Source organism: Manganibacter manganicus, from assembly GCF_002075885.1.
Lineage (GTDB): Bacteria > Pseudomonadota > Alphaproteobacteria > Rhizobiales > Rhizobiaceae > Mesorhizobium > Mesorhizobium manganicum.
Genome location: NZ_MDET01000060.1, coordinates 1 through 13,472, shown reverse-complemented (window position 1 = coordinate 13,472; position 13,472 = coordinate 1). Strand labels below are relative to the sequence as shown.

At 59.7% G+C, this 13,472-nt stretch carries 10 protein-coding genes, 1 tRNA gene and 1 pseudogene; 9 read left to right on the top strand and 3 right to left on the bottom strand.

Annotation, left to right across the window (positions count from 1 at the left end):
- Positions 1-77: 77 nt before the first annotated feature.
- Positions 78-1,499, bottom strand: coding sequence for a glutamate--tRNA ligase (gltX, locus tag BFN67_RS23015; protein ID WP_080921801.1), 1,422 nt, complete (start codon positions 1,497-1,499; stop codon positions 78-80).
- Positions 1,500-1,593: 94 nt separating this feature from the next.
- On the opposite strand from gltX, the gene BFN67_RS23010 reads away from it, so the two are divergent.
- Entirely contained in the window at positions 1,594-4,050 is a 2,457-nt protein-coding gene (locus tag BFN67_RS23010; protein ID WP_080921800.1) for a ComEC/Rec2 family competence protein, read from the top strand.
- A 26-nt stretch (positions 4,051-4,076) separates the two neighbouring features.
- Here the strand turns inward: BFN67_RS23010 and lexA are convergent, their stop codons facing one another.
- Both lexA and BFN67_RS23000 read right to left on the bottom strand, forming a co-directional pair.
- Positions 4,077-4,796 (bottom strand): transcriptional repressor LexA, encoded by a 720-nt coding sequence (gene lexA, locus BFN67_RS23005; protein ID WP_080921799.1) that lies wholly within the window; start codon positions 4,794-4,796, stop codon positions 4,077-4,079.
- Positions 4,797-4,995: 199 nt separating this feature from the next.
- Positions 4,996-5,085: transfer RNA gene (locus BFN67_RS23000), tRNA-Ser, on the bottom strand.
- A 292-nt stretch (positions 5,086-5,377) separates the two neighbouring features.
- Between BFN67_RS23000 and BFN67_RS22995 the strand changes: the two genes are divergently transcribed.
- The 8 genes and pseudogenes from BFN67_RS22995 to BFN67_RS22960 all read left to right on the top strand — a co-directional run.
- Entirely contained in the window at positions 5,378-6,598 is a 1,221-nt protein-coding gene (locus BFN67_RS22995) for a septal ring lytic transglycosylase RlpA family protein (RefSeq protein WP_080921798.1), read from the top strand.
- Positions 6,599-6,677: 79 nt separating this feature from the next.
- Positions 6,678-7,832, top strand: a complete 1,155-nt coding sequence (locus tag BFN67_RS22990) for a D-alanyl-D-alanine carboxypeptidase family protein (RefSeq protein WP_080921926.1) — start codon at positions 6,678-6,680, stop codon at positions 7,830-7,832.
- A gap of 120 nt (positions 7,833-7,952) precedes the next feature.
- Entirely contained in the window at positions 7,953-8,627 is a 675-nt protein-coding gene (tmk, locus tag BFN67_RS22985; protein ID WP_080921797.1) for a dTMP kinase, read from the top strand.
- A complete protein-coding gene (locus BFN67_RS22980) occupies positions 8,624-9,679 on the top strand; it encodes a DNA polymerase III subunit delta' (protein ID WP_080921796.1) in 1,056 nt (351 codons plus the stop codon). The genes tmk and BFN67_RS22980 overlap by 4 nt, the downstream gene beginning before the upstream one ends.
- A gap of 85 nt (positions 9,680-9,764) precedes the next feature.
- The gene (gene metG / locus BFN67_RS22975; RefSeq protein ID WP_080921925.1) at positions 9,765-11,318 is read left to right on the top strand and encodes a methionine--tRNA ligase; all 1,554 of its coding nucleotides are present in this window, start codon (positions 9,765-9,767) and stop codon (positions 11,316-11,318) included.
- Entirely contained in the window at positions 11,318-12,112 is a 795-nt protein-coding gene (locus BFN67_RS22970) for a TatD family hydrolase (protein ID WP_080921795.1), read from the top strand. The genes metG and BFN67_RS22970 overlap by 1 nt, the downstream gene beginning before the upstream one ends.
- Before the next feature lie 3 nt (positions 12,113-12,115).
- Entirely contained in the window at positions 12,116-12,925 is an 810-nt protein-coding gene (locus BFN67_RS22965) for an MBL fold metallo-hydrolase (RefSeq protein WP_080921794.1), read from the top strand.
- A gap of 253 nt (positions 12,926-13,178) precedes the next feature.
- A pseudogene (locus tag BFN67_RS22960) lies at positions 13,179-13,472 on the top strand (IS21 family transposase); the annotation flags it as partial.

Sequence of the window (13,472 nt, the reverse complement as noted above, 5' to 3'; positions counted from 1 at the left end):
ATGGCAGGTTGGTTCAATTGCTAATGTTGCACTGCAAAAATGCGCCTTTCAATGCCAATCTTGTTAGGCCAGCCTTCCTAATCGATTTGATCCGCGATGCGTGCGAGGCTCTCCTCGCGACCCAGCACGGCCAGCACATCGAAGACACCCGGCGAGGTGCTGCGGCCGGTCAGCGCGGCGCGCAAGGGCTGGGCGATCTTTCCGAGCTTGAGGCCCGAATCTTCCGCCAATGAACGCACCGCGACCTCAACAGTTTCCGCGTTCCAGTCACCGAGTGCCCGGAACTTCGCCAATGCGGCCTTCAAGACATTACGTGCGTCAGAGTCGAGGATCGTCTTTGCCTTCTCATCGAGTTGCAGCGGCCGATCCGCTACGATGAAATAGGCACCGTCCGCAAGTTCGACCAAAGTCTTCGCGCGCTCCTTCAGGCCCGGCATGGCCTGCTGCAATCTTGCCTTCGCCGTTGTATCGAGCCTGGCAAGAAATACCTCGCCGGCAGGCAGGTGCGGCAGGGTCTCCATCAGTCTGTCGAACAGCGCCCGATCGTCCATGGCGCGCATGTAGACGCCGTTCAGCGCCTCGAGCTTGGCAAAATCGAAGCGGGCGGCACCCTTGTTGACATCGGCAATGTCGAACCATTCGATCATCTCAGGAATCGACATCACTTCATCATCGCCATGGCTCCAGCCGAGTCGCGCCAGATAATTCAGCAATGCTTCCGGCAGATAGCCCATGGCCCGGTAGGCCTCGACGCCCAGCGCGCCATGCCGCTTCGACAATTTGGCGCCGTCGGCCCCGTGGATCAGCGGGATATGCGCCATCTTCGGCACGGCCCAACCCATGGCGTTGTAAATCACTGTCTGGCGCGCGGCGTTGGTAAGATGGTCGTCGCCGCGAATGATATGGGTTACGCCCATGTCATGATCGTCGACGACGACGGCGTGCATGTAGGTCGGATTACCATCGGAACGCAGGATGATAAAATCATCGAGGTCCTTGTTGGGAAAACTCACCTCGCCCTGCACAAGATCGTGGACGATCGTCTCGCCCTGTGCCGGCGCCTTGATGCGGATAGCGCCCTGTGCATCTTCCGGCGCTTCGGATGGGCTACGGTCACGCCAGCGCCCGTCATAACGGGGCGGGCGACCCTCGGCGCGTGCCTTCTCGCGCATTTCCTCCAGTTCGGCCGGCGTAGCATAGCAATAATAGGCCTTGCCGAGCCGCACCAACTCCTCCGCCACATCGCGATGCCGCTGCGCACGCTCGAATTGGGAGATCGGTTCGCCCTGCCAGGTCAGGCCGAGCCACGAAAGCCCGTCGAGGATGGCCGCGGTCGCCGCCTCCGTCGAGCGCTCGCGATCCGTATCCTCGATGCGCAACAGCATCTCGCCGCCGGTGTGGCGCGCATAAAGCCAATTGAAGAGCGCCGTTCTGGCGCCTCCTATGTGCAGGAATCCGGTAGGCGAAGGGGCAAAGCGGGCGACAACCTTGTCTGGCATGGATTTCTCGAAGCATGGAGGAACCGCGTTCACGGTCTTTCGTAGTTTGCGCGTTCATGTAGCATAGGAGGTCGAGGGCGCAAGGGGCAGAGCCGTGGCGGGAGAGAGCCGCAGCGCGGACAAGACGACGAACGCGCTGCCTGATACCAATGAGCGGGATCGTTTTTCTCCCGCCAGGCGATTGTCGCCGGCTGGATTCCTGCCGGACCTGAAGATTCATCCTGTCGAAGACGAGCGATCGAACGATTCCAGGCTGGCATACAGCGAACCATCCGCTACCTCGAAACAGTGGCGGCTAAATTTTTCAACCCGAAGCGCGCTCAACAGCATAGCGCAAGCTGCGCGGCTCGAACTCGACAGGGGCGTGGCCTTCCTGCTTATGCCGGTTTTCATCGGTGCAGGCATTGTCTGGTATTTCTCGTTGACCGAAGAACCGGGATTCCTGCAGCCAACGGCATGCGTGCTGGCACTTGGCCTTGCCGTGATTGCGGCACGGGGGCGACCGCGCCTCAAATTGGCACTGATAGCCGCCTTGCTATGCGCCTTCGGTGTGCTGGCGGCAAAATTCGAGACCTGGCGGGTTGAGACCCTTATGGTTGGCTCGGGCATCTCCACGCATGTCACAGGTCGTGTGGTCGCGCTCGACCACATGGCGAGCGGACGCGTCCGCCTGACGCTCGACGTGACCGGCACGGCACGCCCCAGGCTGTACTATCAGCCCGAAAGGGTGCGGCTTTCCGCACGAAGGATATCTTCGGAGATCGGGGCCGGCTCGCTGGTCAGCGGCTATGCCCGGCTTCTGCCACCGACCGGCCCCGTGCGGCCTGGCGGTTACGATTATTCGTTTCAAAGCTATTTTGACGGTATTGGCGGCAGCGGCTTCTTCATGACCGATCCCAAGCCGGTTGCAACCGCGCACATGCCGATCACGGCGCAGATGTCGGCGGCAATCGAAAACGCGCGCAATGCCATTGCCGCACGGATCCGGCGCAGCATTGGCGGGCCCGAGGGCGAAATCGCGGCGGCGCTGATCGTGGGCGTGCGCGCCGGCATACCCGAAGAGATCAACGAGGCGATGCGGCGCACCGGCATCTATCACATCATCTCGATCTCGGGACTGCATATGGCGCTGGTAGCCGGCACGATCATGCTTCTGCTGCGCGGTGCCTTTGCGCTTTTCCCCGATTTTGTCTCCCGGTATCCGGTCAAGAAATATGCCGCGTTTGCCGCTCTCGCGACGACCGGCGCATATCTCATCATCTCCGGCATGGTCGTGGCCGCTGAGCGCAGTTTCATCATGCTGGCGGTCATGCTCGTCGCGATACTGTTCGACCGCGCCGCCTTGACGGTGCGCAATCTTTCCATTTCGGCCTTGATCGTCATGCTTTGGTCGCCGCATGAGGTGGCGGGTCCCAGTTTCCAGATGTCGTTCGCGGCGACCGCGGCGCTCGTCGGAGGTTATGCCACATGGGCGGATTATCGCGCCGGTAAAACTGGAGAGGGCAGGCATGCAGGACGCCCGCTTTTGTTTGCCGCGCCTCGCTGGATGCTGGTGGTTCTGGCCGGCACCTGTGCCACCACGCTGATCGCCGGCAGCGCGACGACGCTTTACGCCGCTTGGCATTTCCAGCGTGTTTCGCCGCTCAGCCTGATCGCCAATCTGGCGGTGATGCCGGTCGTGTCGGTCGTTGTCATGCCGTTCGCCGTGTTGAGCGCCATCGCCATGCCGTTCGGTGCCGACGGGCCTTTCCTCTATGTGATGGGCAAGGGCCTTTCGGCGATGATCGCGATTGCCGCGTGGCTTTCAAAACATTCGCCCATCGATACGATCGGGCTTGTTTCCCCGCAATCGGTTTTGCTGGCGACCATCGCGCTCGTGATCGTCACCATGGCGACGACGCGGCTGCGCTGGGCGATGCTGCCTTTTGCCGCTGCTGCCCTGCTGACTGTCTTTTGGGTGCGTACGCCGGATCTTCTGGTGTCGGAAAACGGCAAACTGCTCGCCATGCCCATTGGAGGCGGCGAACTTTCCGTCAACAGGCCGCGCCCGAATGGCTTTACCTTGGATAATTGGCGTAGGGCGTTCAATGCGGAGACGGTGATAAAACCGGAAGCTGCACACCTTCTGGGGGTGAGACTCGATGTGGGTGTTGCCGCATCGCTGTTACCGGGAACATCGTTCCTATGCGCCAATGATTTCAACGGATTATGTGTTGCACGCCATCCATCGGGTGCAATCGTCGCCTGGGCCGCAAATGCAAAAGATGCAAAACCCGCTTGTGCCTATGCCAGCATCATCGTCATCGAAGACGCGACAGCCCAAGATCCATGTCGCGACAAGCTGGTTATGGTCATCACGGCCCGACAACTTGCACGCTTCGGCAGTGCCGCGGTGTACTTTGACCGGTTCGCAGCCGACGAACGACCGACAATCCGCTACGCCGTCGAAACCCGCTATCGGCCGTGGCATGAGCACCGACAATTCTCACGCGAGGCGAGGGGGCTGGCGCCTTATCGCCGAACTCACACTAAGCAGCAGAAGAAGGACTGACAGCGCTGATCGTGACGCGTGACGCGCTAGTAACGGCGTATAAGCCCCACCAGTTTGCCCTGCACCTTGACCCTGTCCGGCCCGAAGATGCGCGTTTCATAGGCGGGATTGGCCGCTTCCAGAGCAATGGACGCGCCCTTGCGGCGAAAGCGCTTCAACGTAGCTTCCTCTTCATCGACGAGTGCCACGATAATTTCACCCGGCGTCGCGGTGTTCGCGTTGCGGATGACGACCGTATCGCCATCGAAAATGCCGGCTTCAATCATTGAATCACCCTTGACCTCCAGGGCGTAGTGCTCACCATTGCCGATCATGTCCGGTGGCACCGAGATTGAATGGGTCTTGTGCTGGATCGCATCGATCGGCACACCGGCGGCGATACGTCCCATCACAGGAATGGAGACGGAAGCCGGCGAATCGTCATTGCTTGCCGCCTGCAGACGGGCAGGTGGCTCCTGCGCCGGCCGGCCCAGGCTGCCCTGAATGACGCTCGGTGAAAATCTGCGTGCCGCATTGAGGCCGGGCGCAATGGAATCAGGCAGCCGCAAAACTTCCAGTGCCCGCGCGCGATTAGGCAAGCGGCGGATGAAGCCACGCTCCTCCAGCGCAGTGATCAGCCTGTGTATGCCTGATTTCGACGCCAGATCGAGCGCTTCCTTCATTTCGTCGAAAGAGGGGGGAATGCCACTTTCTTTCAGGCGCTCGTGGATGAAAAGCAGAAGTTCGTGTTGCTTACGTGTCAGCATGGCGGCCCCCAGCGGAAAATCGGGCGGGAATCAGAAAACAAACCCGGAACAAACACTATATGTTCCAGTTGTGTTCCGCAACCGTTTAACGTTTGGTGAATTGGCGGATGGTTGTAAGGATCCGAACCACGTCAACGGGTCCATGGATACACTTTTTGCTATTAAAAATGACGTTAAGTCAGAATGTTTAAAAAATATCTGGCGGAGGGAGTGGGATTCGAACCCACGGTGACATCACTGCCACGCCGGTTTTCAAGACCGGTGCCTTAAACCGCTCGGCCATCCCTCCAACTCGTTGCCCAGGTGAAGAACATCTGAAGCTATTGGCCTTTAGCGTTCGCGTGATTGGTTCGTCAACACGTGCCGCATAACTGCTGCTCAGGGGGGCAACCGATGCCACATGAAACTGTGTCGCTCGCACCATATTCTCGCCCTTTTCCCGACATAATTGGGTTAACACGTTCATAAGCAATTGGTGTGCAAAAGGGGTTGCGGATCAGGCTATTGGGCGTGTTGACAGGTATTTGGGCTACGGCGATTCCAGTAGCTCTGACGATTTCGACTGTTGGGGATAATCGTTCATGCAGGTTTCGGCGCGTCCGCGATTTCGTCGCGCATATGCATTTGCGTCATGCGTGGCGGTCGCAGCCCTTTTGACCGCCTGCGCATCACCTCAAACTAAGTCGATGACGAGCAAGACCCACTCCAAGGAGTATTTCGCCGAATCCGAGTATGGTGTGAAGGCAAGCCCGCGTGTCACCACCCGCCGACACAACGTCAAGCGTGGCGGCGGGCGCGATCAGGTCGGCAAGCCGTACAAGGTGCGCGGCAAATGGTACTACCCCAAGGAATACAAGCACTACTCCAAGGTGGGCGCCGCCTCTTGGTATGGCGATGCCTTTCACGGTCGCCTGACGGCCAATGGCGAGATTTATGACACCGCGCATCTGACTGCTGCCCATCCGACCATGCCGCTGCCAAGTTATGCTCGCGTAACCAATGAGGCGAACGGCAGTTCGGTGATCGTGCGCGTGAACGATCGCGGGCCATATCACGATGGCCGTATCATCGATCTGTCGAAACGGGCTGCCGAAATGCTGGGCTATGCGCAACTCGGTACGGCCGAGGTCAAGGTAGACTATATCGGCCGGGCGCCGCTCGAAGGCGATGACGAACCCTATCTGATGGCGTCCTATCAGCCGGGCAATCTTGCTCCCGATCCATCGGTTGGCCTGCCCACCGGTGTCATGGTGGCCATGAACGGACCGACTCCGGACGCATCGATTGGGCAAAGCGTGGTGCCGTTCCCCGGCCAGTTGAACACCGTGGCTAGCCCGGTTCAGGCAGCCGTCTCGATCACCGATTTTGCCTTGCCGGATTTCGGCCCTCTCGTTCCCCAACGTCCCGACATAAATATTCCGGCCGATCAATCCGTTGCGGTGGCCACATTATCTTATGCGGATGAGCGGGTAGGGCGCGCAAGCGAGGCGTTTGCGGCATTCGACCATTCGGCAATGGCCCCGTCCGATATCGTCGCGTCTTGGAAGCGCAGTAGCCGCATTGCGGCGCGGGCACAGCTTGGCGATTATGTGGCGGCTGGCACATGGCAGGATGAAGCCGAGGCGCGCCGTATGGCCAGCCAGCTTTCCGCTTTTGGCAAGGTCGAGATTGAAACGACCGAACAGAACAGTTCCCTATGTTATTCGGTCAATCTCTATGGCGACGGGCGCAACAATCTTGACGATATGCTTCGGGCGGCGTGGAATCATGGAGCCGGCGACGCCCTTGCCGTTCGCAATTAGACTGCGGTTGACGACGGGCGGAACCGGTGTGGCCGGCTTTGCGGGCCGGCTGGTTTTATGTCTTACGCTGTTTGCTGCGATGTGTGATCAGGCAAATGCGCAGCTTTTCGAAACCAAGGCAGAACGCGCCTATATGATCGATGCCGAAACCGGCACGGTGTTGTTTTCAAAGAATGCGGATGCCGTCATCCAGCCAGGCTCTCTAGCCAAACTGATGACCCTTGAACTGGCTTTCGATGCTATCAAGACTGAGCGCCTCACGCTCGATGACACCTTCGCGGTGAGCGAGAATGCCTGGCGCACAGGCGGCGCGCCGTCCGGCACATCCACAATGTTCGCGGCGCTCAAATCGTCGATTCGGATGGAGGATATCATTCGTGGCATCGCGGTTCAGTCGGCCAATGACGGATGTATCATCTTTGCCGAGGGTTTCGCCGGATCGGAAGAAAATTTCGCCCGGCAGTTGAATAATCGCGCCAAGCAGGTCGGTCTGACCAATTCCACCTTTGTCAATTCGACGGGCCTGCCGGCCCCGGGCGAAAAGACCACGGTACGGGATCTGGCCATGCTGGCGCTGCATCTGTGGCGCGATTACCCGGCGTTTTATCACTATTTCGGCGAACCGGCATTCACCTGGAACAAGATCATTCAGCGCAACCGCAATCCGCTGCTGAAAATGGACATCGGCGCCGATGGCCTGTCGGTCGGTGCCGGCGAGCAATCGGGATTGGGTATTGTCGGCTCGGCCGCACGTGACGGCAGGCGCGTATTCATTGCCATGAGCGGCTTGTCTTCCGATCAGGAGCGGGCGGAGGAAGCGCGTAAGCTGATCGAATGGGGCCTGCGTGCCTTCGAGAAAAAGAAAATCTTCTCTGACAAGGCCGTCGCCGGCTATGCCGAAGTCTATGGCGGTGTGAAGTCGAACGTGGCTTTGAGCGCGAATGGTCCTGTCGAAATCCTTCTGCCGATCATCAATCGCGACCGGGTGACGGCGCATATCGTTTATCGAGGTCCGCTGATCGCGCCCGTAGCGGAAGGGCAGCCAGTTGGTGACTTGCAGGTTCGGATCGGAGACACGCTAAGCCAGAAGACACCGCTTCATGCGGCAGAGAGCGTGGGGATGGGTTCTCTTCCCCAACGCGCCGCCGATGCCGCCGAGGAATTGGCGACCGGTTGGCTGCGCGGTAGGAAATTGACCGATATCCTGCCTGAGAAAAGTGTTACAACACACTGATAAGATGGCATTATGGATCTGGATTGTTCGTAACGGACAGATAGCGCCTCATATCCGTCGTGGATTTTTACGAAGCTTCCAGGCTATGACGCTGATACAGATCATTGAAGGCTGGACCCTGTGGCGGACGGTTTTTTCATCACTTTCGAGGGCGGTGAGGGTGCCGGCAAATCGACGCAGATCGCGCGATTGGCCGACAAATTGCGTGCCAAGAAATACGATATTCTCGTCACGCGCGAACCGGGCGGCTCGCCGGGCGCAGAGGCGGTGCGTCATGTGTTGCTTTCAGGCGCGGCCGAGGCGTTCGGCCCGAAAATGGAGGCGCTTTTGTTCGCGGCGGCACGTTCCGACCATGTCGAGCAGGTGATCCGGCCGGCGGTGATGCGCGGCACCATTGTGCTCTGCGACCGCTTCATGGATTCCTCGCGCGTCTATCAGGGTGGCAGCGGAGCGCTTGCGCCCGCCTTTATGGATCAACTGGAGCGCGTCACCGTCAACGGCATGGTTCCGGACCTCACACTGATCTTCGACATCGACCCGACCGAGGGATTGAAGCGGGCCGCGGCACGACGCAATCCGGGCACTCAGGCGGATCGCTTTGAAAAGGAAACACTCGAAATTCATGCCAGGCGACGGGATACCTTTCTTGCGATCGCCAAGGCCGAGCCCGAACGCTGCGTCGTCATCGACGCATCAGTGGAACCTGACGACGTGGAAAATGCCGTCACCGCCGCCGTCTTCAGCGCCTTGGAGGTTCGCATGCCGCCCCGATCCAGACAGACGGCACAGGCATGATGTTTGAACGCATAGCACCCGAACAGCACGACACGCTTGACGGCATAGCTGAACCGTCGGAGAACCCACGCCTTGTCGGCCATTCAAATGTAACTGGGCTGCTGGCGAGTGCCTATGCCGCGGGAAAATTGCCACATGCGCTGATCCTTGCCGGGCCGGTCGGCATAGGCAAGGCAACCCTTGCCTTTCATCTGGCGCATCATCTGCTGAAATATCCAAGGTCCGAGACAGCGCCGGCCCACCTCGCGACCCCGGATCCCGCCACGCCGCTCTTTCGGCAGATGGCGATGGCCGCGCATCCTTCCGTGCTGCACCTCACGCGACCGGTCGACGACAAGAGCAAGCGCTTCAAGACGGTTGTGTCCGTCGATGAAATTCGCAAGGTCGGCCAGTTCCTGTCTATGACCTCGCATGATGGCGGCTATCGAATCGTCGTTGTCGATCCCGCTGACGACATGAACACCAATGCCGCCAATGCGTTGCTCAAGAATCTCGAAGAACCGCCACCGCGTACCCTGTTCGTTTTGATCGTGCATGCGCCCGGCCGCCTGTTGCCGACCATTCGTTCCCGTTGCCAGATCGTTCGTGTGGATCCCTTGGATGACGACGCTCTTCTTGTCGCATTGGAAGGCGTGATGGCATTGCCGCAAGACCCTGCCTCCCGCACCGCCTTGCTGAAGCGGGCGGGGGGCAGTGCGCGCGCTGCCATATTGCTTACGCAATATGGTGGGCTGGAAATCGCCGATGCCCTCGATGGGCTGGTGCGCAAAGCAGGGGCGGGCGATGTTGTCGGCGCACACCGGTTGGCCGATGCCGTTACTGGGCGTGGGCAAGCCATTCCGTTCGATATCTTCAATCGCCGGGTGCTCGATCTTCTTTCGGACAGTGCGCGTGAGGCGGCGGCGAGCGGCGATCTCGCCCGCGCCAATCATCTCGCCGGCACTTGGCAGGAGGCACGGAATGCCGTATCCGAGATGGAAATCTATAACCTCGACAAAAAGCAGCACGCACTGACGATGATCGACCGCCTGAATTCTGCCCTGCGAATGTGACGCACAGTCGCTATGGGATGGCGCTCGCTGTCTCAATACGATATCCACCGCGACGTTCTTCCTTGCAGATTTCATGACGGCTCCGATGTCACGCGAAAAATTCTATATCACCACTGCCATTTCCTACCCGAACGGCAAGCCGCATATTGGCCATGCCTATGAATTGCTGGCGACCGATGCGCTCGCCCGCTTCCAGCGCCTCGACGGCAAGGATGTCTACTTCCTGACCGGCACCGACGAGCACGGCATCAAGATGCTGCAAACGGCCCGGAAGGAAGGCATTAGCGCGCGCGAACTGGCCGACCGCAACGCGGCCGAATTCAAGCGCATGGCCGAGGTGTTGAACGCGTCCAACGACGACTTCATCCGCACCACGGAAGAGCGTCATTACGCTGCCTCGCAGGCGATCTGGAAGGCCATGGCCGCCAGGGGAGATATTTATAAGGGAGGTTATGCCGGCTGGTATTCGGTGCGCGATGAAGCCTATTACGGCGAGGAAGAAACTGACGTCAGGGCAGATGACGTTCGCTATGGGCCGCAGGGCACCCCGGTCGAATGGGTGGAAGAGGAAAGCTACTTCTTCCGCCTCTCCGCCTATCAGGACAAACTTCTGGCGCTCTATGAAAGCCAGCCCGATTTCATCGGACCGACTGAGCGTCGCAACGAAGTGGTGAGTTTCGTCAAGTCCGGGTTGAAGGACCTGTCGATCTCGCGCACCACCTTCGACTGGGGCGTGCCTGTGCCCGGTGACGAAAAACATGTGATGTATGTGTGGGTCGATGCGTTGACAAACTACATTACCGGTGTCGGCTATCCAGATGAAAAATCAGAGAAATGGCACTACTGGCCTGCGGATGTTCACGTCATCGGCAAGGATATTGTCCGCTTCCATGCGATTTACTGGCCAGCCTTCCTGATGTCGGCGGGGATCGAGCTGCCGAAGCGTGTCTTCGGCCACGGCTTCCTGTTCAACCGCGGCGAGAAAATGTCGAAATCGGTCGGTAACGTCATCGACCCGTTCACCATGGTCGAGCATTACGGGCTGGACCAGGTGCGTTATTTCTTCCTGCGTGAGGTGCCGTTCGGACAGGACGGCAGCTACAGCCATGAGGCGATCGTCAACCGCACCAATGCCGACCTCGCCAACGACCTCGGCAATCTCGCGCAGCGTTCGCTGTCGATGATCGCCAAGAATTGCGGCGGCGTGGTGCCGCAACGCGGCGAACTAGCAGACGAGGACAAGGCGATACTCGACGGGTGCGATGCGGCGCTGGCGACGGCGCGCAAGGCGATGGCCGAGCAGGGCATCCATCTGGCGCTGGCGGCGATCTTCGGTGTCGTTGCCGATGCCAATCGCTATTTCGCCGCGCAGGAGCCATGGGCGCTGAAGAAAGCCGACCCGACGCGAATGGAAAGCGTGCTGTGGACGACTGCGGAGGTTGTCCGGCGTGTGGCGATCATGTGCCAGCCCTTCATTCCCGGTTCGGCGGCAAAGCTGCTCGATATCCTGGCCGTCGGCGAGGGCCGCCGGCAGTTCGAGCACGTTGCCGATGCATATGCGCTGGAGCCGGGCACTGATCTGCCCGCGCCACAGCCTGTCTTCCCGCGCTATGTCGAGGCGGCGGGCGAGGGCGCGTGATGCTTGTCGACAGCCATTGCCATCTTGATTTCCCCGATTTCGCGGAAGAGCGGGCAGCGATCGTTGCCCGCGCCCGCGAGGCTGGTATCAGTCGCATGGTGACGATCTCGACGCGTGTGAAATGTTTCCAGCAAATTCTTGAAATCGTGGATGTTTTTCCGGACGTTTATTGTTCGGTTGGAACCCATCCGCACAATGCAGCCGAGGAATTGGATATAGGCGCCGAGGATCTCGTGCGCCTTGCCGGGCATCCCAAGGTTGTCGCCATCGGCGAGGCCGGGCTTGACTACCATTACGATTACGGCCCGCGCGATGCTCAGGCTCAGGGTTTTCGCGCCCACATCGCCGCGGCGCGGGAGACCGGCCTGCCGCTGGTCATTCACGCGCGCAGCGCTGACGAGGACATGGAAGCCATTCTTGTCAAGGAGACGGGCAAGGGTGCCTTCCCCTTCATACTGCACTGTTTTTCTTCCGGGCGCAGGCTGGCCGAAGTTGGGATCGAACTGGGAGGCTATGTTTCGTTTTCCGGCATTCTGACCTTCAAGAATTCTGCGGACCTGCGTTCAATTGCGGCTGATGTGCCGCATGAGCGCCTTCTGGTGGAGACGGACGCGCCTTATCTCGCACCGGTGCCGCATCGCGGCAAGCGCAATGAACCGGCATTCGTGACGCATACGGCGGCGGTCCTGGCACAAACCCTTGGCGTGAGTGCCGAGGAGATCGCCAAAATCACGACGGACAACTTCTTTCGCCTGTTCAAGAAGATGCCGCGGCCAATCGGGCAGGGTGCCTGAGCAATGGGAGATCGGCTGCGCTTCACCATTCTGGGCTGCGGCTCCTCCCCCGGCGTGCCGCGTCCGACTGGCGACTGGGGCAATTGCGATCCGTCGAATCCGAAGAACCGGCGTATGCGCTGCGCGGCACTTGCGGAACGGATTTCAGAAAGCGGCGGCAGGACCACGGTCGTGATCGATACCGGGCCGGATTTCCGCGCCCAGATGCTGCTTGCTTCCGTCCGGCATATCGATGCCGCGCTCTATACGCATCCGCATGCCGACCATATCCACGGCATAGACGATTTGCGCAGCTTTGTGCTGGACCGGCGCCGCCTCCTCGACATTCATGCCGACAGATTTACCCTGGCGCGGTTGCACGAGGCGTTCGGCTACTGTTTCGAAACCCCGCCTGGCAGTTCCTACCCGCCCATACTGAAGGCTCATATCATCGAGCATGATCGACCGGTGACCATAAAAGGAGAGGGCGGATCCCTCACCTTGGAACCGCTGCCGCAAGTGCATGGCGATATCGTCTCGCTGGGTTTTCGCGTCGGCGATCTGGCCTATTGCCCAGACGTCAGCGATTTCCCGCAAGCGACGGTGAAGCGCCTTGCCAGCCTGAAGGTTCTGGTGATCGACGCCCTGCAACATCGGACGCATCCGAGCCATTTTTCTCTTGCCGAGTCGCTCGATTGGGTCGAACGTCTCGCGCCGGGAAAAGCGATCCTGACACACATGCATGTGCCGCTGGACTATGCGACGGTGATGGCCGAAACGCCAGCTTGTGTCGAGCCGGCTTATGACGGAATGGTGATCGAAATCCCTTTCTAATATCGAGATTAGCACCGCACCTCATCGCGCGTTATCGGATGCGTCATTAACAGACTATGCGGTTTCGGTCCTGTAGCGTGCTCACGAATTGGGCAAGTTCTTAAATTTCAAAGGTTCTGAAGAAAATGCGGTGAGAGCGGCGGTGCAAAATTCGTCCACGGTAGCGGCGGGATAATCCCGCTGCGGGCGGCGTAAAACCCGGCCACCTATTTTCCTTCTGCAACGAGCGCAGGAGGGTTAGGGGATCTACACCGTGGAATTGTATCTGAAGGTTCGTCTGGCTTGCTCGGAAGGAATGAGCCGGCGTCAGGCTGCGAAGCATTTCAACATATCGCGCGACAGCGTGGCCAAGATGCTGTCGTATTCGACGCCGCCGGGCTATCGGCGCCGATCACCGATCCGGAGGCCGAAGCTGGACGCGTTCGTTGCGACCATCGATCGATGGCTGGATGAGGACGTGAAGGTTCCGCGCAAGCAGCGGCACACGGCCAAGCGTGTGTTCGACCGGCTTCGTGACGAATGCGGGTTCACCGGCGGCTACACGATC

Bases quoted from the DNA above. Each gene is read 5' to 3' on its own strand.
- gltX (WP_080921801.1), bottom strand. From the start codon at position 1,499: ATGCCAGACAAGGTTGTCGCCCGCTTTGCCCCTTCGCCTACCGGATTC.
- lexA (WP_080921799.1), bottom strand. From the start codon at position 4,796: ATGCTGACACGTAAGCAACACGAACTTCTGCTTTTCATCCACGAGCGC.
- BFN67_RS22995 (WP_080921798.1), top strand. From the start codon at position 5,378: ATGCAGGTTTCGGCGCGTCCGCGATTTCGTCGCGCATATGCATTTGCG.
- BFN67_RS22990 (WP_080921926.1), top strand. From the start codon at position 6,678: ATGTGTGATCAGGCAAATGCGCAGCTTTTCGAAACCAAGGCAGAACGC.
- BFN67_RS22980 (WP_080921796.1), top strand. From the start codon at position 8,624: ATGATGTTTGAACGCATAGCACCCGAACAGCACGACACGCTTGACGGC.
- metG (WP_080921925.1), top strand. From the start codon at position 9,765: ATGTCACGCGAAAAATTCTATATCACCACTGCCATTTCCTACCCGAAC.
- BFN67_RS22970 (WP_080921795.1), top strand. From the start codon at position 11,318: ATGCTTGTCGACAGCCATTGCCATCTTGATTTCCCCGATTTCGCGGAA.
- BFN67_RS22965 (WP_080921794.1), top strand. From the start codon at position 12,116: ATGGGAGATCGGCTGCGCTTCACCATTCTGGGCTGCGGCTCCTCCCCC.